The organism is Paenibacillus germinis (assembly GCF_013141785.1).
Lineage (GTDB): Bacteria > Bacillota > Bacilli > Paenibacillales > NBRC-103111 > Paenibacillus_E > Paenibacillus_E phytorum.
Genome location: NZ_WHOC01000077.1, coordinates 1 through 25,896, shown reverse-complemented (window position 1 = coordinate 25,896; position 25,896 = coordinate 1). Strand labels below are relative to the sequence as shown.

The 25,896-nt window shown below is 44.0% G+C and carries 18 protein-coding genes; 15 read left to right on the top strand and 3 right to left on the bottom strand.

Annotated features, from left to right (window positions below):
* Nucleotides 1-157 precede the first annotated feature (157 nt).
* Entirely contained in the window at nt 158-802 is a 645-nt protein-coding gene (locus GC102_RS15995) for an FMN-dependent NADH-azoreductase (RefSeq protein WP_171690442.1), read from the top strand.
* Nucleotides 803-995: 193 nt separating this feature from the next.
* Here GC102_RS15995 and GC102_RS15990 read toward each other — a convergent pair whose 3' ends face one another.
* On the bottom strand, nt 996-1,604 hold the full coding sequence (locus GC102_RS15990; RefSeq protein ID WP_171690441.1) for a TetR/AcrR family transcriptional regulator: 609 nt from the start codon (nt 1,602-1,604) through the stop codon (nt 996-998).
* Nucleotides 1,605-1,724: 120 nt separating this feature from the next.
* Nucleotides 1,725-4,046 carry an alpha-xylosidase gene (gene yicI / locus GC102_RS15985; RefSeq protein ID WP_171690440.1) on the bottom strand — a complete coding sequence of 774 codons (2,322 nt, stop codon included), beginning with the start codon at nt 4,044-4,046 and terminating at the stop codon, nt 1,725-1,727.
* A 131-nt stretch (nt 4,047-4,177) separates the two neighbouring features.
* On the opposite strand from yicI, the gene GC102_RS15980 reads away from it, so the two are divergent.
* The 6 genes from GC102_RS15980 to GC102_RS15955 all read left to right on the top strand — a co-directional run bounded on the left by GC102_RS15980 (nt 4,178) and on the right by GC102_RS15955 (nt 11,751).
* Complete coding sequence (locus GC102_RS15980) at nt 4,178-5,101, top strand: helix-turn-helix transcriptional regulator (protein ID WP_171690439.1); 924 nt, start codon at nt 4,178-4,180, stop codon at nt 5,099-5,101.
* Between the two features lie 41 nt (nt 5,102-5,142).
* Entirely contained in the window at nt 5,143-6,891 is a 1,749-nt protein-coding gene (locus GC102_RS15975; protein WP_171690452.1) for a sensor histidine kinase, read from the top strand.
* Complete coding sequence (locus GC102_RS15970) at nt 6,884-8,008, top strand: response regulator transcription factor (RefSeq protein WP_171690438.1); 1,125 nt, start codon at nt 6,884-6,886, stop codon at nt 8,006-8,008. The genes GC102_RS15975 and GC102_RS15970 overlap by 8 nt, the downstream gene beginning before the upstream one ends.
* A gap of 160 nt (nt 8,009-8,168) precedes the next feature.
* The gene (locus GC102_RS15965; protein ID WP_171690437.1) at nt 8,169-9,887 is read left to right on the top strand and encodes an extracellular solute-binding protein; all 1,719 of its coding nucleotides are present in this window, start codon (nt 8,169-8,171) and stop codon (nt 9,885-9,887) included.
* A gap of 71 nt (nt 9,888-9,958) precedes the next feature.
* Entirely contained in the window at nt 9,959-10,849 is an 891-nt protein-coding gene (locus GC102_RS15960) for an ABC transporter permease (RefSeq protein ID WP_171690451.1), read from the top strand.
* 17 nt (nt 10,850-10,866) lie between these two features.
* The gene (locus tag GC102_RS15955) at nt 10,867-11,751 is read left to right on the top strand and encodes a carbohydrate ABC transporter permease (RefSeq protein WP_171690436.1); all 885 of its coding nucleotides are present in this window, start codon (nt 10,867-10,869) and stop codon (nt 11,749-11,751) included.
* 725 nt (nt 11,752-12,476) lie between these two features.
* On the opposite strand, the gene GC102_RS15950 is transcribed toward GC102_RS15955, so the two are convergent.
* Nucleotides 12,477-13,841 (bottom strand): MFS transporter, encoded by a 1,365-nt coding sequence (locus GC102_RS15950; protein ID WP_171690435.1) that lies wholly within the window; start codon nt 13,839-13,841, stop codon nt 12,477-12,479.
* Nucleotides 13,842-14,054: 213 nt separating this feature from the next.
* Here GC102_RS15950 and GC102_RS15945 point away from each other — a divergent pair, with 213 nt between their 5' ends.
* The 8 genes from GC102_RS15945 (at nt 14,055) to GC102_RS15910 (ending at nt 25,705) form a co-directional block, all read left to right on the top strand.
* A complete protein-coding gene (locus GC102_RS15945) occupies nt 14,055-14,618 on the top strand; it encodes an Hcp family type VI secretion system effector (RefSeq protein WP_171690434.1) in 564 nt (187 codons plus the stop codon).
* Nucleotides 14,619-14,709: 91 nt separating this feature from the next.
* Nucleotides 14,710-15,366, top strand: a complete 657-nt coding sequence (locus GC102_RS15940; protein ID WP_171690433.1) for a YheC/YheD family protein — start codon at nt 14,710-14,712, stop codon at nt 15,364-15,366.
* A 194-nt stretch (nt 15,367-15,560) separates the two neighbouring features.
* Nucleotides 15,561-18,722 carry an alpha-mannosidase gene (locus tag GC102_RS15935; RefSeq protein WP_171690432.1) on the top strand — a complete coding sequence of 1,054 codons (3,162 nt, stop codon included), beginning with the start codon at nt 15,561-15,563 and terminating at the stop codon, nt 18,720-18,722.
* 191 nt (nt 18,723-18,913) lie between these two features.
* A complete protein-coding gene (locus tag GC102_RS15930) occupies nt 18,914-19,807 on the top strand; it encodes a carbohydrate ABC transporter permease (RefSeq protein ID WP_171690450.1) in 894 nt (297 codons plus the stop codon).
* A gap of 21 nt (nt 19,808-19,828) precedes the next feature.
* Nucleotides 19,829-20,692 carry a carbohydrate ABC transporter permease gene (locus GC102_RS15925; protein WP_376769378.1) on the top strand — a complete coding sequence of 288 codons (864 nt, stop codon included), beginning with the start codon at nt 19,829-19,831 and terminating at the stop codon, nt 20,690-20,692.
* 154 nt (nt 20,693-20,846) lie between these two features.
* A complete protein-coding gene (locus tag GC102_RS15920; RefSeq protein ID WP_171690430.1) occupies nt 20,847-22,250 on the top strand; it encodes an ABC transporter substrate-binding protein in 1,404 nt (467 codons plus the stop codon).
* 70 nt (nt 22,251-22,320) lie between these two features.
* On the top strand, nt 22,321-24,096 hold the full coding sequence (locus tag GC102_RS15915) for a sensor histidine kinase (RefSeq protein WP_171690429.1): 1,776 nt from the start codon (nt 22,321-22,323) through the stop codon (nt 24,094-24,096).
* Nucleotides 24,080-25,705, top strand: a complete 1,626-nt coding sequence (locus GC102_RS15910; RefSeq protein ID WP_171690428.1) for a response regulator — start codon at nt 24,080-24,082, stop codon at nt 25,703-25,705. Before GC102_RS15915 ends, GC102_RS15910 begins: the two co-directional genes overlap by 17 nt.
* Nucleotides 25,706-25,896: the final 191 nt, after the last annotated feature.

Here is a 25,896-nt window from a genome sequence, read left to right as displayed (position 1 = left end):
ACTCTTATGATAATAATCATAATTATTGTTATATTTCTGATTTCCGCCATCTTGCATTATAAAAAGATAATGACCGATAGAAATCTAACGCTTATCTGGCTTTTGGCAATTATTTCTGTGGGTTTATTCAAATAATAACTTTAAAGGAGAGATTCTGATGAATAAAATGTTAGTTATTAATGCTCATCCCAAAGTAGAATCTACATCATCTTTTAGTCTGCAGGTTTTAAACCATTTCTTGAAGGCGTATAAGGAACAAAATCAAACGGAGACCATTGAGCAAATTAATCTATACGATGATCATGTTCCTGCAGTTGATCGTACGGTTTTAAGCGCATGGGAGAAGTTGGCAAAAGGGGAACAGTTAACTAGCGAGGAGCAAGAGGTTACTAGCCGGATGTCCGACATCCTTAAGCAATTCAAAAGTGCGCATAAATATGTCATTGTCATGCCATTGCATAACTTTAACATTCCCTCTAAGCTCAAAGATTATATGGATAATATCCTTATAGCCCGTGAAACTTTTAAATATACGGATACCGGCTCCGAGGGCTTATTAAAAGATGGCCGCAGCATTCTTGTCATTCAAGGAAGCGGCGGGGTATATACGAATAATGATTGGTACACGGAGGTAGAATACTCTCATAAATACCTCAAATCCATTTTTAATTTCATGGGACTTGAAGATTACCAAATTATTAGAGCTCAAGGAACATCATTCCTAAATCGAGATGAAATATTAGCAAATGCCAACAAAGAAGCTGAACAAGCTGCTGAGCGTTTATCTGGTGTTTCTGTGTAATTGAAATGAATTCAAATGATCTATAGAGGCTGCCCCAAAAATGATGAATACATTAGAGGGGCAGCTTTTTCATGAGCATACGCCTCTCGTTCCGCTAATTCAATTTTCAGCTCATTTCATCCACTTTAGCGGCTTGCCGTTCCGTTAAGAACAACTCTAACCAAAAAGGACCTCCACCTAATGGTGGAAGTCCTTATTTCTTTACAAGCCCTAATAGAATCATGTCAGAAATCGTTTCTGTGATCTTCTCAACAGGCACAAGTTCTTTTAATTGTAGAATGAGATGGGGGTTAATCATGTTGATAATGAGCAATTCCAGCAGTTTCGGATCACCTTCTCTAAATATTCCTTCTTCTTGGCCCTGTAGAATGATATCTAGAACGCTGCCCTTTAGGGCAGTTAATAGGGAGGCTCTCATTTCATCGCCTAATTCGCCTATCGTTGCCAAATGAAGCCCCATACTATGTATTTTTCCATATTGTAAGTGAGAAGCTGAGAAAATTTCAAATAAAAGTCGAATTTTTTGATCAGCTGGCAAGTCCATTTTGACAACCTGTAGTTGCTTCTCTTTAATTTTTTGGAAAATGTCGGTGACTACAGCAGTGGCCAACACGGTTTTATTGGAAAATCGCCGATGGACAGTTCCTACGCCTACCCCTGCTTCATTCGCAATTTCTTCGATGGTGGCGTCATAGCCTTTCATAGCGAAAATTTTATAAGCAGCTGTTAGAACTTTAAGTGTATTCTTATTGGCATCTTTGCGATTGCTTGGCGTTGATAAATCTGAACCCTTTATTGACATCTGCAATCTCCTTGTCGTACGTCTTGTTAGTAACCGGAATATGAATTCCTTTTATATTATACCCTAAAAGTGTGGAAAACGGCTGACTCTGTATGAATAACAGGGCCAGCCGTTTATATATTACAATCTTACAGCTATTTTCGATATGCCGGTTTCGGGGATTAGCACGATACCGATTGCTGATTTTGTCCAAGATGCGCCTTCTACGGATGAGATCTGATTGAAGCCTCTCAGTACAAGGGTGAAAGGTTTCGTACCGCCTTGAACAGAAATGTCGATAAGTTCATTCATTCGGACCGCATTTACAGTTAATTGCAAATTAGCTTGCGTGTCATAAATCGACGTTTCCGCGGCTGCTCCATCCTCCAGTTCAAACAAATGAAGTGACACTCCATCCGCATAATCGTAATCGGGTTTCTGCTCATTTGCTCCTACGGCAAGCACCGTATTAGGTTTAACTAGCAAGGGCAGCGTCATATAGCCATGCGTTTCTTCCTGCCATTTGCCGCCTTCAACAACTCGTCCGCTGAAGAAATCGGTCCAACGTCCTTCGGGAACATAATACATCACAGTTCCTTGATCATTGAAGATTGGGGCAACGAGTAGGTTGTCTCCCAACATGTATTGCGTATCCAGGTGATGAGTGGACGGGTCTGATGGGAAATCCAGCACCATTGCGCGCATCATCGGAATTCCCATTTCTGTGGATTGGATAGCACTTGCAAACAGATAAGGCATTAACGTGCTTTTTAGCTTTGTAAAATGTCGGAGTACTTCGACAGCCTCTTCGTCAAACAGCCATGGAACACGGTAAGATTCATTGCCGTGCAGCCGGCTGTGGGAAGACAGCAGGCCAAAAGCTACCCAGCGCTTATAAATATCGGGTGGGGCCGTTTTTTCAAAACCGCTGATGTCATGGCTCCAGAATCCGAAACCGGATAAACCGAGTGAAAGGCCTCCGCGAAGCGACTCTGCCATGGAGTCGTAATTGGCTGAGCAGTCGCCGCCCCAGTGTACGGGGAATTGCTGTCCTCCAGCGGTAGCGGAGCGGGCAAATAACATGGCCTCGTTCTTGCCGAGTTTTTCTTCCAGCACTTCAAATACGGCCTTATTGTATAGGAAAGTATAGTAATTATGCATTTTGAGTGGATCCGAACCGTCGTGGTATTTGACATCGGTCGGGATGCGCTCGCCGAAATCCGTTTTGAAGCAATCCACGCCCATATCGATCAGCCGTCTCAAATGTCCTTTGTACCACTCCGTGGCTTCTGGATTGGTGAAATCGACTAGCCCCATGCCGGCTTGCCAGAGATCCCACTGCCAAACGTGATCATCCAAGGTTTTGACCAAATATCCCTTGTCCATGCCTTCTTGAAAGAGCGGAGATTTCTGGCCAATGTACGAATTGATCCAGACACAAATCTTGAGCCCCTTGTCCTTTAAGCGTGCCAGCATACCTACCGGATCGGGGAACATATCGGCATCCCACTCAAAGTTGGTCCATTGATATTCCTTCATCCAGAAACAATCAAAATGGAACACATGCAGCGGAAGGTCTCGTTCAAACATGCCGTCAATGAAACTGTTCACGGTAGCTTCGTCATAATCCGTTGTGAAAGAGGTTGTTAACCACAACCCGAACGACCATGCCGGCGGCAAAGCGGGTTTACCGGTAAGCTTCGTGTAATTATTCAGAACATCTTTTAGCGTTTTCCCGCCAATAATGAAATACTCAACACTTTCGCCTGGTACGCTGAACTGGACTTTGGACACAACCTCAGATCCGACTTCGAATGATACGTGCTCGGGATGATTGACGAAAACACCGTATCCTTTACTGGATAAGTAAAAGGGCACATTTTTGTATGCTTGTTCACTGCTCGTGCCGCCATCTTCGTTCCAAATATCTACCGTCTGCCCGTTCTTCACTACATTTGTAAACCGTTCTCCTAATCCGTAAATATGCTCACCAATGCCAAGCTCAAGCTGCTCGCGAAAGTAAATTTCTTTGTTAGCTGTCGTAATATGTCCCGCACCTTTGCTGTTGGTGCCAGTTAAACGTCGGCCTTCGAAAGAGAATTCAGCTCCCCACGTACTATGTTTGTTGGCTTTTACGCTTAATCCGCCGGATTTCATGGTCACATGATCGTTGCTCTCTTCGATTGAAACTGGAGTCTGCGGATTATCGAACAATTCAAAAGCGGGTCCTTGCGAACGTTTGCCTGCATGATGTGTCCAGCGTACACGGATGATATCGGGAAGGGGCGAGCTCAATTCACAAGTCAGGATCGCGCCATTTAAGGTATCCCCTTTTCGCTGAATCTTCCGTGCGGCAGCATATATAGTCAGATTGCTATCTTCTTGATGTACATCGCGGACATCGACAGGATTAAGGACGTTGTATCCTTCTTTTGCCATCCAATAACCATTAGAAAATTTCATTGCCATCATCCCTCCAAAGTGTTGTAATATAATTATATTGATTTAAAATATCCATTCCTTCCGTTATATTGTGAAAAAATATCAGTATTTTGACATCAGTTTTGAAATTCTCTAAAGGGGGGACTACCATTATGCAGCAAGCCAATTTAAAAGAGGACCGCATTCATGGTGATCCGCTTTATCCGATCCGAGTTTATGAAATCTGCTGTCAGCCAGGGGAAGAACTGCTTGAACTCCATTGGCATGATGAGCTGGAGTTTCTCATGCTTACCAAGGGGAAGGCGGTATTCCGTGTTTCTATGGATGACTATGAATTGGAAGCCGGGGAAGCGATTTTCGTGAATTCTGGTCAGCTTCATTCTGGTCGTATATCCGCAAACGAAGAATGTTACTTCACTGCTGTGGTGTTTCATTCGGATATATTGGGAGGCGAGCGGTTTGACCTTGTTCGTGAGAAATATATTAACCCGCTAATCCAGCAGAAATTTGTCACTCCTGCCCACATCAGCCATCATACTGCTGAGGAGAGGGAGCTATTAGCGTTGTTGCTGCAAGTGTTCGATTTGAATATTAATGAAAGGCCGTTATATGAGCTTTCTACAAAAGCATTGCTGCAATTGGTCATTTCAAAGCTAATTATGCTGGGAGGTCCTGCTTTTCGTGAGCTTCCGCCTTCTGTGAACCCTACGCACATAGATCGGCTAAAACTGATTATCGAATATATGCAAGTAAACTATAGCAGTCCAATTCGATTGGAGGACCTCGCGGCGATCGTTTCTTTTAGCGAGTCTTATTTCTGCCGATACTTCAAGGGTTTTACAGGAAAAAGCCCACTGGAGTACTTAAATCAAGTACGTGCACAGCGAGCGGCTTTAATGCTAAAGGATACTAATAAGAAGATTACAGAGATTTCGCTTGATGTTGGCTTCAATACCTTGAGTTATTTTATAGGCGTGTTTAAAACGCATTTTGGTTATACCCCTTCTGAATATCGAAAAAGATTAAGGACAAGTGAGGGAACGGGGGGATATTCACGAATCATTGTTTCTAGTTGAATTTAGCCTGATCGGGGGAGTGATGATTGTTGTTTGTTAAGATGAAGGAGAATGTAAAGTCATTTCTGTACGATTACCTAACATTGAAAAAGAGGATTTTTATTATTTTCTTATGCAGTACATTGATCCCATTTATTTGTATCGTTCTTATCTCGTATTACGCGATTTATTCGATTCTTACAAATAAAATTCAGAGCGGTATTCAAAGTAATTTAAAACAAGTAGAGCTTTCCTTAGAAAGCACGATAAGCAATTTGAATCATGTCTCTCAGCAGCTTGCGTTTGCAGGAAGTGTGGGTAAGAAGTTGGATCAAATGTTATCGCTTCCAGCAAGTCAATCTTTCGAACGCTCGCAAATGATAAGTGAATTAAAAGATGAATTAAGCTTAGTCACCTTTACCAATCCCAATATTGGTTTAACCTTATACTATTTTCAAAATGACCATACGTATGATCTCGAAAATTCGGGCGTAAAGGAGAATTTTTCCCCTGAAAAGCTGCCATTGCTTGCAGAATACTCAGGAATTTCTTATTACGGTCCTCATTTAAGCAACAATCAATTTGATAATAATTTTGTTTTATCTGCACGAAGGAAAGTGGATTTACCACTTCGTGATGATGTCTATGTCTACATTGAAACGGGGTTTCATCTCACGCAAAACATTCTGAATAATGATCAATTTGGGGGAACGAATTTCCATGTTTTCCTAGATAATAACGGCAGAATTGCATTTAGTGAGCTTCCAGATACATTTGTAAAAGATACGATATTCCCCAGCTTCTCCAATGAAAAAACCTTTGGCACATATAATGAATTTTACTGGTTTAGGCAGGCAAGTAATCAAGGCTGGAGTATCGTGTCTGTCATTCCAAAAGCGGATTACAACAGAGAAATGAATCAGTGGTTTGTTCAAATTTTGCTGTTTTCACTCCTTTTTCTAGGAATGAGTCTCCTTATGGCTTGGCTCCTATGGAAGATGGTATATCTCCCTTTGAATGGCTTTAATAGAGAAATCAAGCTGATGGCACAAAACCGAGTCCAGACCGTTACGGTACGAACAAAAATACCGGAGTTTGATTTTCTACTGCATCAATTTAGGCAAATGAGAGAGCAGATTTGGAATTTGTTTGCGGAAGTCGAACAAAAAGAGAAGCGAAGAGTGGATCTTGAGGTAGAGAAGCTGCTTTATCAAATTAATCCTCATTTTTTAATGAATACGTTGGATACGGTGCATTGGTTGGCCGTCATGAACGGACAGAATGAGATCGATCGTCTTGTATCTTCATTAAATAAGCTGCTGCATTATAATTTAGGCAAGCTTGGACAGGCCTCAACCATTTATGAGGAAATAGAAGCCTTAAAGCAATATTTGATTTTACAGCAAATTCGCTATGATTTTAAGTTTGATGTACAGATGAATGTCGATGAAGAGGTGTGGAACATGCCGGTTCCTCGTTTTATCCTCCAACCGCTTGTCGAAAACTCGCTTTATCACGGGTTAAGTGATGACGGGTACATCAAGGTAGATGTTAGTTTAACGAATGCGATACTGATCTCGATTCATGATAACGGTTCAGGCATGTCGGAAGAAACGATTCATAACTTACTGCATAATCCGGAAACGGAAAACAAAAAAGTCGGTATGGGGATTGGGTTAAATTATGTTAAGCGAATGCTCGAATCCCAATATGGCGATCAGGCGGACCTGAGTATCAAGAGTGTGATCGGAAAAGGGACAACCATCCTTGTTTCCTTACCTATTATGGAGGTGAAGTCCCGGCATGATTAAAGTGATGATTGTCGATGATGATAAATTAGTTCGCAAGGGTCTTATATCAGCCATGCCTTGGCACGATTTTGACATGGAGGTTGTCGGGGAAGCAAGTAATGGCGAGAAAGCCTTGGAATTTATAGCAGCGAACGCGATAGATTTATTGCTGACTGATTTAGCGATGCCTGTTATGTCGGGGATAGAATTATTAAAAATAGTGCGAAAGCAATATCCAAGCATTTACACCGTCGTGCTAACCTTCCATCAGGATTTTGAATATATCCAAGAGGCATTGAGACTTGGGGCTATTGATTATATTGCCAAGGTTCAGCTTGAAAAGGAGCGCTTTGAGGAAGTTCTGGAGCGGATCTACAAGCGGATTAAGGAGGAGCAAAAACATGCGCCTAATCCATCTGATATCTTCTATGATAGTGAATCCTCGCATGGTGCAGGTTCTGAGGCTCATGAAGGGGATAATCACGAATTGGAGGCAGCTGGTAAAGATTTAAGCCTAGTGAAGGAGCAATGGTCGGGTCACGAATGGGTCTATCAAGATAACCTCTTTACATCTCATATTCATGATTTGAAGCAGCTGCGTTTACCTCAAACGAAGTTGATTGGGTTGTTATATGCGTTAATCGACAAGTGGAATCTTTTATTTCATCCTATTGATTTGGCGAAAATCCAATTGCCTGATTCATTCGAAAGCTGGCACCAGGTGGAGGAATGGTTGATGGCTACTCGTGAAAAGATTCGCAAGGCGATTGATAAGCCTTCTTTTTCCCAAGAGGTTGTAGAATGTGTGATGAAAGCTGTTTACATTGCGAATGAAGAGATGAAAGAGCAGATTACGGCCTCGAGCATTGCGAAGCGGGTAAATATGAGTAGAAGCTACTTCAGCCAGTGTTTTAAAGAAATTGTAGGCATTAATTTTAGTGAGCATTTACGCCAAAAGCGCATAGAGAAAGCAAAGGAGTATCTGCTTTATACGAACAAGACGATTCTCTGGATTGCTGAGAACGTTGGATATATGGACGAAAAGTATTTTAGCCGTACCTTTCGGGAACAAACAGGCCTGTTACCAAGCGAGTATCGTCTGAAGAGTGTAACAGGTAGAGAAATGTCCGAAAATTAGAGGGTCAAATGCTGCAAATTCATAAGAAAAAGGGGATTACCGGCGAATTCTCGGTCATTTACCCCTCTAAAGCTGTAACCGTTTTCCATCCTAGCAGCGTGATGTTTCGTGATACTTTTAGGGTGTAGATAAATTCTGAAAGCGAAAGAAGGGGCTTTATATGAGAAGATCTAAAAAAAGCATGCTGCTGTTACTTGCCGGGATGCTAGTCGTATTATCCGCATGCGCAGAGAAGGCGAAGGAATCACCTAAAGCGGAGGCTACGCCTGCGCAAACAGGAGCAGCGCAATCAGCAGCTGCGCCAACTGAAGCAGGTCCATTCGCCAAATCAGCCAAACCGATTACGATTAAAATTGGTAAAGATGTAGATGCTTCCGATAAGAGTTTGCCAGCGGGAGACTCCCCTGAAAACAACCCGTATACCCGTTATATAAAAGACAACTTGAATATCGATACCAAAATTGTTTGGCAGGCTGCCAGCGGTAAGGATTACGACCAAAAAGTTAATTTATCCATAGCCAGTAACGATTTGCCGGATGCGTTGGTTGTGAAAGATACGCAGTTCAGACAAATGGTTAAAAGCGGTCAACTCGCGGATCTGACCGAAGTTTATAATAAATATGCTTCTCCTGCAATCAAACATATCATTGAAACGACGCAAGGGCTTGCGCTTAAAGCGGTCACAGTGGATGGGAAGATGTATGCCCTTCCTAACGTCACGACAGAATCAGATATGGTTCATATGATGTGGATTCGCAAGGATTGGTTGGATAAATTAGGCCTTCAACCGCCTAAAACCATCGACGAATTAGAAAAAGTAGCCAAAGCTTTTGTCGAACAAGATCCTGACGGGAATGGAAAAGCCGATACCATTGGCATAACAGGCCCGCAATTAGGCGGTTTACTGAATGCAGATTTTATCAATCCCAATAATAATAACTATGGTTTCGACCCTATCTTTTCTTCGTTTCATTCCTATCCAGGATTTTGGTTAAAAGGTGCAGATGGTAAAACAACCTATGGCTCCCTTCAGCCAGAAACGAAGCAAGCTCTCTCGAAGCTGCGTGATCTCTATGCCAAAGGCTTGATTGATAAGGAAATGACCATTCGGAAGGATGCGCAGGAACTGATCAAGAATGGAACTTCAGGCATTTATTTTGGACTATGGTGGGCTGGCGGGTATGGTCCATTAGCCGATGCGATTAAGAATAATCCGAAGGCAAATTGGCAAGCGTATACGGCACCTTTGGATGTGAATGGTGAATTTACACCGCATATGGGGAACCCGTCCAACCAATATCTGGTTGTTCGAAAAGGTTACGAGCATCCGGAAGCCGCTATTCAAATGGAAAACCTATTGCTGCGTGATGAATCCAAATTCGATGTCAAAGTGGCAATTGGGAACTATCCGCTGCGTATCGTTTTTGCTCCAATGGATGAGATGGATGTCACGTACAAGATGATGAAAGAGGTTCTTGCAGGCACCAAAAAGCCGGAGGATCTAGATATTCCAGGTTATAAATTACTAAAAGCCGATGCTGAAAAGGTTAAAAAAGTAAAACTCGAGCCTTATGACAAGAATGACATTCAATACTGGGATCCTAACGCGGATTTAGGGACATGGAAGCGTATGTATTCCACATTCGTAGGGATATCCCCGCTGCAGCAGCCGTTTAAGAAAACCTATAGCGTAACCTATTCGCAGACGAAATCCATGGAAAGCAAATGGGCTTCACTGGATAAATTAGAGAAAGAAACGTTCCTCAAAATTATCATGGGTGCTGCGCCGCTGGATTCCTTTGATAAGTTCGTACAAGATTGGAAAAAGCAGGGCGGAGATCAAATTCTGGCTGAAATCGATGAGAGTATCAAACAGTAAGAAAGCATGGAGGCGTCAGAGAACTCTGGCGCCTTTCCCTTACAATAGAGAGAATGGAAGTGATCGGTAGGATGGTTACGAAGGGGTTTGCCAAACATTACTATCTCATGCTTCTTCCTGGATTTATCTGGTTGACGCTGTTTAGTATCGTTCCTATGTTCGGGATTGTCATTGCTTTTCAAGATTTTAATCCGGGTCTAGGCATGTTTCATTCCGAATGGGTCGGATTGGAAAATTTCAAGTATATGTTCACGCTTAACGATAGTAAAACGGTGTTTTTTAATACGCTATTTATTGCCGTTATGAAGATTATCGCGAATATGATTGTACCGCTTATCTTCGCTTTATTGCTGAATGAATTACGCATTGCATTTTTAAAAAGATGGGTACAGACGATTGTTTATTTACCGCATTTTTTATCATGGGTCATTCTTTCGGGTATTTTGTTGGATGTTTTGTCCTATAAAGGACCTGTTAACGGGATCTTGGGCATATTCGGTATAAGTCCTACTTTGTTTTTTGCCAAGGCGGAATTGTTTCCTTTTATTATCGTGGGAAGTGACGTGTGGAAGGAATTCGGATTTAACACGATTATTTTTTTGGCGGCTTTAACGGGAATCAATCCGGCGCTATACGAAGCGGCTGCGATTGACGGCGCCACTCGCTGGCAGCGTTTAGTTCATGTCACACTTCCTGGCATTATGACAACGGTTATTTTACTTTCTGTGCTCAGCCTAGGTAATGTCTTAAATGCTGGATTTGACCAAATTTTCAACCTCTATAATCCTCTTGTCTATTCGAGCGGGGATATTATTGACACATGGGTCTATCGGACAGGTTTATTGAACCTTCAGTATGGATTGGCAACGGCAATGGGACTATTAAAATCAGTCATCAGTTTTCTTCTAATTACAACTTCCTATTTCCTAGCTGCTAAGTTTGCAAATTATCGTATTTTTTAATATAAAGGAGCATGAAAATGGTCAAAGAAACAACAATCGGCTCCAGAGCATTCGATCTTTTTCTTATCGTGCTGCTGGTTGGCATAGCTCTTTTATGTGTTCTTCCATTATGGTATACCCTTGCTGTCTCGTTAAGTGATAACGCAGCAGCTTCCTCGGGGCAAGTTGGCTTATGGCCGGTGGGGTTAAATTTTAATTCTTATCATGAAATCATGGGCGATAGTAAGTTTTTCAACTCCTTTTGGATTTCGATACAGAGAGTCGTGTTGGGATCGAGTCTTAACTTTGTGATCATCATTCTGATGGGCTACCCCTTATCCAAAAATGCCAAGGACTTACCGTTTAGAAATGTGCTGATGTGGATTTTAGTGTTTACGATGTTATTTAACGGAGGGTTAATCCCTTGGTATCAAACGGTTAAATCATTAGGCTTGATCAATAATATTTGGGCGCTTGTCCTAGGAAACAGTGTGCCGATTTTCAGTGTGATTCTGGTCATTAACTATTTCCGTAATCTGCCTAAGGAATTAGAAGAGGCGGCACTTGTCGACGGTGCGGGGCCTTGGTATATGCTTATCAAAATTTTCATTCCACTGGCGGTTCCCGTGTTGGCAACTGTAACTTTGTTCAGTATCGTCTATCACTGGAATGAGTTTTTTAATGGCCTTGTGTTGATGTCGAATGCGGATCATTACCCGCTGCAAACTTACATTCAGCAATTGGTCGTTATTGTGGATGCTAATACCATGACCGCGGAACAAATACAGAAGATGAGTGAGCTTTCTAATCAGACCTTGAACGCGGCTAAAATCTTTATTGCGATGATCCCGGTTCTCGTCATTTATCCGTTTCTACAGAGATTTTTTATTCATGGGATTACGTTGGGGTCTGTTAAAGAGTAATCAAGTCTCGGGCTATGCTAAGGGTATCCGGAATTTGCCCGAGGTGACGAAGAAACACCCGAATTCACAGGGAAGAAGAACGAGGAGCGAAGAAATGCCCGAGATCATGAGGAAGAGGAACGAGGAGTGAAGAAACACCCGAGATTATGGGGATGCGGAACGAGGAGTGAAGAAACACCCGAAATCATGGGAATGCGGAACGAGGAGCGAAGAAACACCCGAGATTATGAGGAAGTGGAACGAGGAGCGAAGAAACACCCGAAATCATGAGGAAGAGGAACGAGAAGCGAAGATCACCTGAAATCATGAGGAAGCGGAACGAGGAGGCGCTATTTGGGCGAAATCACGCGAAATCATGGGGAATACGGAACGTAGAGGCGTTATTTCGCGTTTTTTGCCTCCGGAACGTTCAATTTCGTGCAAATAGCGTCCTCACGTTCCCTTACTTCGATTTTTAGAGCAGATTTCCCGAAATAGCGCATCTACGTTCCGCGAACTAGCATTAAGGTGGCATTCCATTGCCCATACTCCGCAAAAGAAAGCAGCACTATATTAAAACAAAGACAGTTGGGCAGGTAAAACCCTGCAGCTCAGCTGTCTTTTCAATTCTCGGAATAAAAAGACTGTCCTCAAGTAGAATTATCTACTTTAGAGACAGTCTTTGTTGTTTTCTACCCTCACGGGGAGAGCTATTAGCGCCTCAAGGGGCATTTTAGATCAGGTATTCATCTTCCTTGGACTGCTTTTGTACGGACGGAATTACTTGGCATGAATATCGATAAAGTGAGTGTTACTAAGCTGATCACTGCACATACGATGGCCATAGCGTGCAGCCGGGGTGTGGTGATTTCATGGCTAAAGATGGCGCCAAGTAAACTGGAGGAGAGGATCGTACCCATGAATCTGGAGGTCATGAACAACCCTGAAGCTATCCCTGTCTCAGCTGCAGATACATAGGAATACAAAGCCGTCTGCAATCCGAGATTTTGGAACCCACTGCTCAATCCGAATACGGATAGGATGGCAAATATCGCCAAGGAAGCGGAATGTTCATGAATCAGCAGTATGAGCAGTGAACCCGCTATAACAATAAGTGAACCTGTGATTAGCGGTGTTTTGGAGCCGGAATGGTCAATCCATCTGCCAACCAGTGGCGTAGTGAAAATCCCTAAGCCTGATAAGGCCAGCATCATCATGCCTACCTGCTGCGCATCGAATTGTCGGACTTGCTGTAAATAAGAAGGAATGCTGAACATGATCGAGTAAAACACGATGTTGACACAAATAAATTGGGCATAGACCAAACAAACGTTGAGATTTTTTTTCAAAAAGATCACATCAATAAACGGCTGGTCGCGCTTTAATTCAAATTTATAGAATAAATAACTCAGCACTAAACTGGTTAAAAGAAACCAGTAATTGACCCCCTTTTCGAAGGAAAGAAAGAAAAATAGCCAACTGACGATAAGTGCTGCAAAAAAGACAATTCCCCACAAGTCCAGTCCGCCTTTGGCGAGTGACTTGCGCGGGCCGTCTTTCGGAAGAATTTTGACAGCAAGCAGAAAAGCAATGAGGATAACTGGAAAGTTGACAATGAAAATAGCTGGCCAATCTCCATACTGGATCAAAAACCCTCCTATAGATGGACCGAGGGCCGCCGACGTAGAAGAAAAAATCGACATCACGCTAAGTGCTCTAGCTTGATTATCCGTGATACTGCTGCGAATTATCCCCATACCCGCTGGGTACAGCGAAGAGGTTCCTATCGCTTGAATGACACGAAAGCCAATAAGCCAGCCAATGCTCGGTGCCAGCGGAGCTAGCAAGGATGACACAGTAACGAGTGCAAGTCCAATTAAGAAGATACGTTTGCGACCAAAGATATCGCTTATTTTACCCATAATTGGTTGAGCAATGGCGCTGGCTACATAATAAGTCGCGATCAGCCAAGAAATAGCACTATAAGTGACATGAAATTCGGCCTGCAGCCGTGAGAATGCAACTGAAATCATCGACGTATTCAGTGGATTTAAGAGAACTCCAAGGCCAACGGCTGTGATTAGCCAAAGCTGCTTGTTCTTATTAAACATTTCATTTCTCTCTTTCTCTTTTTTTAATTCATTATAATCCTAATTAAGTTGGACTGCTTGATAAAATCGTTCATTCGCTTGGTGACGGGCTAGTAGGGAAGGACATTTTGTCGCCTAAAAGTTGACTAAAGCCTCATTTACAAAAGGAAAATTATCGGATATATTTAGGTCAATTGATACAAAATGTATCGAACGAGAAGAGGAGTGATATGCTTGAGAAGGATCAGAAATTCGATAGTATTCTTCACCATGTGCTTGTTTGTTCTTGCTTTCGGTGTTGTTCCCGCAGCTGCGGAAAGTAGTGATTTCGATGTTTATCTGAAATTAGACGGAATTTCGGGTGAATCTGTTACGAAAGGATATGAAAAGTGGATCCAGCTTCAAGATATTTCATTTGAGTTTGAAAATAGTTCTACATTAAACAGCAGTTCAACCACCGGATCTGGTGCAGGAAAAGCGGTTCGGAAACCGATGACTTTCAGTAAAAGTTTTGATCTTTCTTCCGTACCTTTGTTTATGGATATGGTCATGGGAAAAACCATTGAGAAAGGCCAACTTGTATTCGTTAGGACTGGCGAACAAAGGATACCGATCGTAACTATCGATTTAGAAAGGATTAGCGTTAGTAAATATAACTTATATAATTTAGATGAAAACATTGAGTTGAATTATGGAGCGATTAACTTTAAATACACTGCCGTAGGACCAGATGGGAAGACCACGAATACGAATACGAATACGGGCGGCTGGGATTTTATTAAGAATGTGAAAAAATAAGTTGTTAACTTGATTGATTGTCCCTATCCCTTCTGACGGAAGAGGAATACTCTAGCATAGAGGAAGCCTTGTACGGAAGGAGGAATCCCTCATGCGTTTGGTTGCTAATAAATGGTCGAAGACCACCGTTTTGTTGGGGCATGCCGGCGTTGCCAAGCATATTCCGAACATGCGCCGCTTTAGCGCTTCGAACCTGCAGGCTATGCTGCGACAATATGGATTTGTCGTGGCAAAGCCGATTGTTGGAACCGGGGGAAGCAGTGTAGTGAAAATCCAAAAAACAGGCAACGGTTATTTGCTGCACAACTTCGGGACGATAAGAACATTTCGCACTTGGAAAGAGCTATTTTCCACGTTAAACCAGATTCGTAAAAACCGCCCGTTTATGCTGCAGCAGGGCATTGACTTAGCTACGATTGACGGTAGGCCCGTAGATTATCGCGTCAAACTGAAAAAAGCAGGTCGGTCATGGGTGATCCGAGCCGTTGTCGGCCGAATGGCGCGTCCGGGACTGTTCGTCACAAACATTTGCCGGGGCGGCAAGTTACTTAAAGGTTCTCATGCGCTGAGGCGGACTTTCTCTGCTTCGCTAGTCAAATCCAAAATTGACACGATGTGCGGAGTGGCCCGAACGTGCACGACGCTGCTTGAATCTCGCTATCCAGGCATTGGAATGCTTGGTTACGATTTTGGCATCGACAAACATGGAAACGTATGGATTTTTGAAGTGAATACAAAACCTCATTAGAGCTTAAAATTAAAAGGGCTGCCTGATGGCAGTCTTTTGCTTTTCCGCCTTTATCGGTTATTGAGTCTATCTTGGGTCCAATATGAATATATTTAATGATTTTACCCCCTCTGTATCATCAAATTACCTATCACATAATGAGCTTCGCATCCATTACAATAGACATACAAGAAAGAATAAGGAGGAGAAATTGGATGTTTTGGACCGTGGAGAAATTACAAGCTCGCATAAATGAGTTGGAGTCGTACCGCTATCGCGATGAACGACACATAGATAAGTTTCGAATCAAACTGGATGAGGAAGGCACAATTGGAGCGTATCCGTCTGAAGACGGCGAGTGGATGGACATGCGTATAGGTGACCGCTGGAAAGGCCGCGATGTATATTACTGGCTGGCTGCAGATGTGATGATTCCCGCTGAGTGGGAAGGAAGAAAGGTGCTTGGCCGGTTCTGCCTCGGACAAACTGGAGGTGGAACGAACAGCGGATTCGAATCGCTGCTATTTCTGAATGGAGAGCCGTATCAAGGAGTAGACTCGAATCATGAGGAAGTTTTTATGCCTGAAGCTGTGATCGGTCATACTGCGCAGCTGCGTTTCCGCTTGTGGTCAGGGCTAGGGGGATATGAGAGCCAACGCGAGATGGAGAGCAAGCTGGATCTGGCTTCTGTTTGTTGGTTGGATGAATTCGCGGACGATTTATACTATACGGCCAAAGCGCTGCTGGAAACGGTCCGTATACTAGACGAAAATCGTCCAGAGCGCCATCAGCTGCTTTCTATGCTGGATCTGGCCTTCTTAATACTCGACTGGTCCAGGCCAGGGAGTGAAGGCTTTTACAACTCAGTCGAAAAGGCACGTGAACAACTCCGGCAGACTTTGTCATCGATGCCCAAGCTTCACTCGGTTGTGGTACAGTGTATCGGACATACACATATAGATGTTGCTTGGTTGTGGCAGCTGAAGCATACGAGGGAAAAGGCAGCGAGATCGTTTTCAACCGTACTGCGTTTGATGGAGCAGTATCCGGAGTATATCTTTTTGCAAACACAGCCGCAGCTGTATGAATATATCAAGTCTGATTATCCGCAAATTTACGAGCGTATGAAGGAACGCATCAAGGAAGGTCGCTGGGAAGCCGGTGGAGCAATGTGGCTGGAGGCGGATTGCAACTTAGCCTCTGGGGAATCTCTGGTGCGGCAGCTGTTGTACGGAACCCGATTTTTCCGTGAGGAATTTGGTGTAGAATGCAAGTATTTATGGCTGCCTGACGTGTTTGGCTATAGCTGGGCGCTGCCGCAGATTTTACGCAAATCTGGCATCGAATCATTTATGACAACCAAAATCAGCTGGAACCAATATAACCGGATGCCTCATGACACTTTTAAATGGCGGGGCATTGACGGGACGGAAGTAGTGACCCATTTTATTACGACGCCGGATCCCGGCTCGAGCGAAGGTGCCTTTTATTACACGTACAACGGGAAAGTGATGCCTTCATCGGTACAGGGGATTTGGGAAAGCTACCGTGATAAGACGCTCAATACGAAATTGCTGCTTGCTTACGGGTTCGGCGACGGCGGCGGAGGTGTCAATCGTGAGATGCTAGAGATGCGACGTAGGCTGGACGATATTCCAGGCATTCCTCATGTGAAGACGGGGCGTGCTGATGAGTATTTTAACGAATTGCAGGCGAGTATCAGCAACACCAATTCATACGTGCACACGTGGGACGGCGAGTTGTATTTGGAGCTGCACCGCGGTACTTATACGAGTCAGGCTTATAACAAACGAATGAATCGCAAGCTGGAGCTGCTGTATCGGGAAACGGAATGGGTGCAGGCCTTGAGCTGTATTTTGAATGCCAAAGGTAAAGCGGCAGTAGCTGAAACTTCTCTTGCCCTGTACGAAGGCTGGAAAATTATTTTGCGCAACCAATTCCACGATATTATCCCTGGTTCGTCGATCCGTGAGGTGTATGAGGACAGCAGAGCCGAATACGAAGAGGCGTTAACGATAGGTCAAAAGGTGTGGGATCAGTCAGCATTGCTTTTGACAGCGGGTAGGGAAAAGGGAAGCGAAGTGACGGTGTTTAACGGTTCTTCGTGGGAGAGAACAGATCTCGTGTGCATTGACGAAGAGCAAACGGAGGAAGTCGGAGGAGGGTGGTTTGATGCTTCGGATCGACCACTGGAGGCTCAGCTTGTAGGTGGAAACTGGTGGGTAAACGTAGAGAGAATCTCACCTATGGGATTCGCTGTCATCAATTTTAAGAAACGGGTCGATCAGCCCGTACAGGTTATAGCAGAGAATAAATTCATGAAGTTGGATCATGGATTTATGACACCTTATTACGAAATAGAATGGAATGACCTTGGTCAGATTGTCCGTCTTTACGATCGAATTGAGCGCCGGGAAATACTAGCCGCAGGCGAAACAGGGAATCGTTTTGAAGTGTTCGAAGATAAGCCGAAAGGCCGGCACGAAGCATGGGATATTGACATCTTTTACACGGAGAAAAAGCAGGAAGTGAATATTCTGACCCGGGTCGAAGTAACGGACAGCGGTCCTTTGGCTGTGGTAGTCCGTTTCGAGTGGTCCTATTTGGATTCAACCGTGGTGCAGGATATGGTGCTCTATGCGTACAGTCGCAGAATCGATTTCCAGACCCACGTTAATTGGAATGAACAGCGCAAACTGTTGAAAGTAGCCTTTCCTCTGCGAATCCGGGCAACGGAGGCGACTTACGATATTCAATTTGGCAACGTGAAGCGTCCGACCCATTGGAATACAAGCTGGGACTATGCCCGTTTTGAGACGGTTGGCCATCAGTGGGCCGATTTGTCCGAACGCGGATATGGTGTCAGTCTCATGAACGATTGTAAATACGGTTATGATGTAAAAGACCATGTGATGCGTCTTACCCTGATCAAGTCCGCTATGGTTCCAGACCCGACGGCCGATCAGGGAGAGCATGAATTTACGTATTCACTCTTCCCTCATGCCAGCGACTGGTATAACGGTGGAACGGTGCAGTCCGCTTGGTCGCTTAATAATCCGTTAACGTTTGCGCTAGGCAAGTCTACCGAAGACTCGTTCAGCTTGTTCCGTCTATCGAGCGATCATGTTATGATCGATGCGGTAAAAAAAGCAGAGGATCACGACGCGATTATTCTCCGAATTCACGAGTTTGCAGGTATTAGCGGCCAAACGCAAATTTCGAGTGATGCTAAGGTCAAGTCCTGGCAGGAATGCGACCTGCTCGAAAGGCCTCTTGGTGATTGTCAGTACGAATCATTGATTGATGTTCAGCTGAACCCTTACGAGATCAAAACGTTTATCATTCATATTCGCTAGCATAATTTGATATATTCTTGCTAACAAGCCGCAGCGATAGCTTTGCGGCTTGTTTCCGTTTGCCAATGATGAAAAGGTCATTTTTATAAAACAGTTGATTTGTCCTACGGATACAGTTGAATTGCCGCTCCCGTACCCGAGCGTGGTTGTACTATGCTTGGAATACAATAACCAAAAGGAGCAGATGTATGATGCGAAAAAGGATTTCTCTTTTCAATTCTTATGTATTCATTTTTCCCAGTCTATTTTTGACTTTGGCGCTAGGGGTTTATCCGATTGCATGGGCGCTTCGCTATATGTTTTACGATTATCAGGGGTTCGGCGCTAAGACATTTATTGGACTCGATAATTTTTCGAGATTACTGCGCGATCAGGAGTTTTGGCATTCTGTGTATAATACGTTCATATATGCGGGTGGAAAGATTATCATTGTCCTGCCGATTTCTCTTGTGCTTGCCGTCATTTTAAATCGGGGGCTGAAAGGCAAAGTGCTTCTGCGTGCTGTCTATTTTATGCCGACTATTATCAGTACATCGGTGATGTCGATCGTGTTTTTCACCATTTTTAATTCGTACAACGGATTGCTCAATCAATTTTTGATCAAGTATGGCTTGATCTCCAAAGCGGTTGATTGGCTGGGACCGAATTATGCCATGCTGACCGTGATTATTACGGCTATATGGGGTGCGATCGGCAACTACATGCTGCTTTTCATCGCTGGGCTGCAAGGCATTCCTGATGATCTGTATGAGAGTGCATCTATCGATGGGGCGAATGCAGCGCAAAAATTTTGGAGCATTACGATTCCTATGCTGGGTCCCGTCCTTCAAATGATTATTATGCTCGCCATCATCACGGCGCTGAAAGGTTATGAGAGCATTATGGTACTGACCGAGGGTGGGCCCTTCGGTAAAACCGAAGTCATGTACCTTTACGTGTACAAATTGTTTTTCCCTGTTTCTGCTTCTTCTGCGAGCGTACAACAAATCGGATACGGCAGCGCAGCGGGGTTTGTAACAGCGCTGATTGTCGGGGTAATTACGATTGTTTATTTCTATATGTCCAAACGGCTGAATCGGGATTAATAAAGGGGGACTGACTACATGATGCAGACAAGTACGAAATCAGGCGTTATCCGAAGCGGATATTTCACCGGAAAAACATTGAAATGGATATTTTTACTGGCCATAGCCTTCTTTACGCTATTTCCAATCGTTATGGCGATTTTGGGTTCCTTTAAAACGAATGCAGAGTTGACAACGGGAGCAACCTTGCTGCCCTCTGTCTGGAAGTTCTCTAATTACGCAACAGCTTGGAAACAGGCGAATTTTGCCCGGTTTACGTGGAACAGCCTCTTTATCAGCACAATTGTGACGATCGGCACGCTGCTTATCGCCTCTATGTCCGCGTATGCTGTCGACCGCACCAGATTCCCTGGCAAACGATTGTACGTAATCCTGCAAGCCAGTACGATGTTCATTTCTATTGGTGCGGTAGTACTGAGACCTCAGTTCGATCTCATGGTCAAACTTGGCCTGAATAAATCGCTATGGGGGGTCATCATCATCTTGATCAGCGCTCATGCCACGGTCTACTTTATGCTGATCGGCTTTTTTAAGGCGATTCCCAAAGATCTGGACGAGGCCGCCTACATCGATGGATGCAATTTCTATACGGTTTACTGGCGGATTATTCTTCCGCTGCTGAGTCCTGCTCTTGGCGTTACTGCCTTGTTCACGTTCCGCGGCGCTTGGAACGAATACATCTTGCCCCTTGTGTTCACTATGACGAATCCGAAACTGCAAACGCTGACGGTGGGACTGGCGAATTTACGTTACGGGATCGGCGCCGCTGCGGAGTCGCATCTCATGATGGCGGGTGCCTGTCTATCCTTCCTTCCGATCCTTGTTGTATACGTTTTGGCGAATAAGTCATTCATACAGGTGACAGCAGGGAGTGTAAAAGGATAACGGAAATAGCGGATCCAGGAAAGTGATTTTTCCCCCCATCAAAAGTTGATTTGTCCTTCACGGTTCCAAGTGTTGAGGAATTATGATGAAAGCAGTTACATTTTTGGTTATAAAGCAAGTCTTAAGGTAAACTAAACTAGGAGGGTTTTACTACATGAAGAAAAAAATGGTACTAAGCACACTGATTGGCGTTACGATGGTTGCTTCACTTGCGGCTTGCGGTGGACAAGCGGATCAGCCGAAGAGTACAGCTACGGCTACTTCTACTTCCGCTCCAGCAGGAGGAGCGAAGACGAAGCTGTCTTATTGGACCATTGACCGTCACGATGCCGATTACATGAAGGATGTTATCAAGAAGTTCAACGAAACGAATAAGGACAATATTGAAGTTGAAATGACGGTTCTTGCCGATAACTTTAACCAATCGATCGATATCGCTTTTGCAAGCAATCAAGCGCCCGACATTTTTAGGACAAATGATTTTTCCGGGTTTGTGAAGAAGGGCTATTTACAACCGATCAACGATATGATGACGGACGATATGAAGAAGCGGTACAGCAACTTGCTGGTGGAAGAGCTGAATATGATGGATGGCAAAATTTATTCACTTCCGCATACGGGGCAATATTGGAGATTGATTTATAACGTTGATCTCTTCCAAAAAGCAGGAATCACAGCACCGCCGAAAACGATGAAAGAATTGGTGGAGGATGCCAAGAAAATTACGGAAGCCGGCAAAGATATTGGCGCATACGGTTTCGCGGAAAACTTCAAAAACCCAGCGTCCGCCTTCGTTCGGATCGCCAATCCGGTCGGATCGCTGAGCGGAACATCCGTAGTTGATGGTTACAATTACAAAACGGGTCAGTTCGATTACATGGCGTACAAGCCGATTGTTGAGGCGCTTCGTCAGATGAAGCAAGACGGCAGTATGCTGCCTGGTGTTGAGTCGCTCGACATCGATCCACTGCGCGCACAGTTCGCAGCAGGAAAAATAGGTATGTATTTTAACCACTCTGGGGAACCTGCTGTATACCAAAGCCAATTCCCGACAAAGGTTAACTGGAGCGCGGCATTGCCCCCTACGATCGATGGCAGCCAACAAGGGACCGTATCCGTTATTGCCGGGAACTATATCGGTATCAGCAAAAGCACGGCGAATAAAGATAAAGCCTGGAAGTTCTTGCAATATATTTATAATCTAGATTTCCAAAAGGAATATCATGAAAAAGGCTTCGGGATCTCCATTGTGCCAGACGTTAACGCTGTCGCGAAAAAACCAACAACACCGGGTATCGAAGGCTTTTTGCCAACAAAGTTTGATGCACTATACGCTCCATCACCGCTTAATGTGGCGGACACGAAGGTAGAAGGAATGAAATACGGGAACGCAATCATTAAATATATGCTTGAAGGCGGAGATTTGGACAAGATCTTGAATGACTTGACAGCACGCTACAACGCGGGTCTTGAGAAAGCAAGAGCTGCGGGCGATACGAAGACGAAAGCGAATCCGAGTTTCGATCCAAATAAGCTGCAGGGCAGCCTCGCAAAGTAAGTTCAAATACGGGAAGGGGCGCGCAGCCGAAAGCAGCGCGTCTCTTCTATTTAGAAAGGGTGGGAGCAGCTTGAAAAAATGGTATTACCGGCTTTCGCTCCGCCGCCGATTGTGGATTTCGTTTCTGATTCTGACTATCCTTTCGATCGCGCTAACGGGCATGATGTCCTACTGGATTGCCTTTCGCTCGACAGAAAAGGAGGCGTTTATATCCAGTCAGAATACGCTGAATAAATCTGCGCGTGTGCTTGATGAAAAGCTTCGACATATCATTGTGACGACCTCAACCATGATGCTCAGTGATGCATTCAAGTTGGCAATGGATGACGTGTATTCTAATCAATCGGGATCCTACTATACAAGGCTGTCTTCGCTGCAAACGCCTCTTGGGCAAATGAAGTTGCTTGAGCCTTCCATTCAATCCGTCTTGATTTATACACCCGTAGGCGAGCTATATGCTACAACAGATCTCCGAAATAGGCAGATCCCCTTCAAGGATACGATTTTCTCACATTATCTGGATAGCACCGACCGTGTCATTTGGGTGGAAGATCACGAAGATCCGCTTTTCTCAGGAAATCAGAAAGTCATTTCCTTGATCATGAAGCCGATAACAGAATTTCGTGTTCAAGATGTTTATGTTGTAGTCAATGTAAAGGAAGACGCAATCCGTAAAGCCGTCACCGACGACTTGCTCGAACCTGCCGACAATTATTTTCTAATATCACGGAGCGGTGAAGCCGTGCTTCCGCTTAATCCCCAGACATCTTCATTTCAACGAGACCCTGCTTTCATGAAGCTGCTGGAAGGCCAAGATCGTGGATTTTTCAAATACAACTTGGGGGGGAACCCTTATTTAGTTAATTATTCAAGGCTAACCATGGTGGATAATTGGACGATCGTCAGCGTTCAAACACAGTCAGATTTGCTCCATCAGGTGAACCGTATCAAAACGACCACATTATTAATCATGTTATGCTGCGCGGTATTGGCGTTCGTGCTGTCCAATGTCATCTCAAGCTTACTATTGAAGCCTCTGCACAAACTGCAGGGGCTGATGAAGAAAGTTGAGCAAAACAACCTCGATGTACGGTTTACCAGCAAGTATGAGGATGAGGTTACGCAGGTCGGATTAAAGTTTAACCGTATGCTGGAGGAAATCTCTTCGCTCATCGAGGATGTCAAGGAAGCCGAGTTTGATAAACGTAAAATGGAAGTCAAAGCGCTGCAGGCGCAGATCGATCCGCATTTTTTGTATAACACATTAAACACGATCATTTGGAAGTCAGAAGCGTCTCAGAACCAAGATGTCACGGAGATGATCACCTCACTTTCACTATTGTTCCAACTAGGACTCAACGGTGGAAACGAGTTGACGACACTGGCCAAGGAAATTGATCATGTTAGGCAGTATTTAATTCTTCAGCAAAAATGCTATGAAGGTCTGTTCGATTATACGATTGAGCTTGAGGATGACTTGCTGCTAGAGAAACCGATTTTGAAAATTATTTTGCAGCCCTTGGTGGAAAACGCCATTCTGCACGGCTTTAAAGAAATGGAGGGAATGGGAATAATCCGGATCTCCATTACATGTCTGAGCGATAGTCTTCGGTTACGTGTGGAGGATAACGGTGCCGGTATGGATGTTCAAGCAGTTAGATCGGACATGCGGATCGAACAATCTTTGAAAAAAAGCTATGCCCTCCGTAATGTTTATGGTCGATTGAAGCTGCATTATGGAAGTGAAGCTGATATCGACTTGAGCAGCGAACCCCATATATCTACCTCGGTCACATTAACAATACCACTAGCAGGTGAGGGATATAACGATGACGACAGAACTTAGGATGTGCGTAATTGATGATATCAAGACCGTGGTGCAAGGGATCTCGAACCAAATAAATTGGGAGACTCATGGCATTCGCATTGTAGGAACAGCGAGCAATGGTGAGAAAGGTATTGATCTCATCCTTGAAACGGAGCCCCACATCGTACTAACCGATATTCGGATGCCAAAAATAAACGGTTTAGAGATGACCAAACAGGTATTGAAAAAGTTTCCACGTACAAGAATTGTTTTTTTAAGTGGCTATACCGATTTTGAGTATGCACAGCAGGCCGTTCAGCTCGGTGCATTCGATTATATTGTCAAACCGTATACGCCGCAAAAAATTATTGAAGTGGTGTTAAAAGCGAAAAAGTCGATTGAAGAGGAGATGGGGGAAACTCAGCGCTATCATGAGATGGAAAGAAAGCTGCGGGAAAGCTTGCCGTATTTAAGGCAGGAATATTTTCAACTGCTGCTGCAATTCCGAACGACCCCCGAACAAGCGGCCAGACGTTGGGACTTCTTGAACATCGGATTGGAGCGGGAGCGCTTTGTTGTTATGCTTACGGAAATCGATCAGTTCGCTGAACAAACCGAGACTTTGCCTGTGCAAGAGGTAGAGCTGATCCGGTTTACCGTCCAAAACATTTTGGAAGAAAGTTTAAGGCGGTTCACCAAAGGTTTTGTATTCCGTGATAACACGAACCGCTTTGTGGTCATATTCAATCCGCCGGATTCCCTAAGCGTGGAAGCTATTTCGGAGCAGTGCCGTGAAAACGTTGAAAAGTATTCCAGATACACCATATCCCTAGGTCTTGGGGAAGAAGTAAAGGCAATACATCAAATTTCGTACTCTTACTCGCAGGCGCTCGCTGCTCTTTCTTATAGCTTTTATACGGGCGGCAATACCGTGTACAGTTATCGAAATATGAGCCCAGTCCATCAGATGGTGCCGCGCTACTCTCCAGAAAAGGAAAAAGAACTTTTTTATTGCCTGCGGTCTGGAAACTTGCATAAAGCATATGCCATTGTGGATGATCTATTTGAGGAAACAATTACGGTACCCGTGCCTCCAGCTCCCGAAGCGGTTAAGGGTTTCTGTGATGAGTTGGCTTTTCTGATCAATCGTGTTTTCTCGGAGAAACTGACTCATGAAGAAATGAAACAGATCGAACGTCATTTTTTGTACATCAAAAATCTTTCGTCCTATAAGCTGAAGGAGCTCCAAGGAAACATCAAGGAACTGTGCAGGATGGGTTGTATGTTGATTCAGAAACGTCATGTGGAAGATACGAACCAAGTCGTGGAACAAGTCATTGCGCACATACGTCAAAATGTGGCCTCTAATCTGACTGTTAATGATTATGCCAAGCTGGTTTATTTGAGCGGCAGTTATTTTGCCAATTTGTTCAAGAAGGTAACGGGTATGACCGTTGTGCAGTTTGTGACAACAGAGCGGATGGAGCAGGCTAAGATTATGCTGGCACAAGGAAAGCAAGTGCAAGAAATCGCCCAAGCACTCGGATACGAAGACAGGCCGCATTTCAGTGAACTGTTTAAAAAACATACAGGCATGACACCATCTGAATTCAAACAGCTGTATAGCGCTAAAGGAGCGGGATCGTGATGATTAATGAGAATGAAAACTGGGAGAACAATTTTAGTTTATAAACAAAATGAAAAACATACGTAGCAGGAGATTGCTAAGGCACCTGGGCATATTCGCTCGTAAACCTAATTAGTTCAGCAGCGGCTGAATTGGTTAGGTTTGTTTGCGTTTAACAACTCATAAGGATGTTTTTCATCCTTATGGTGGGG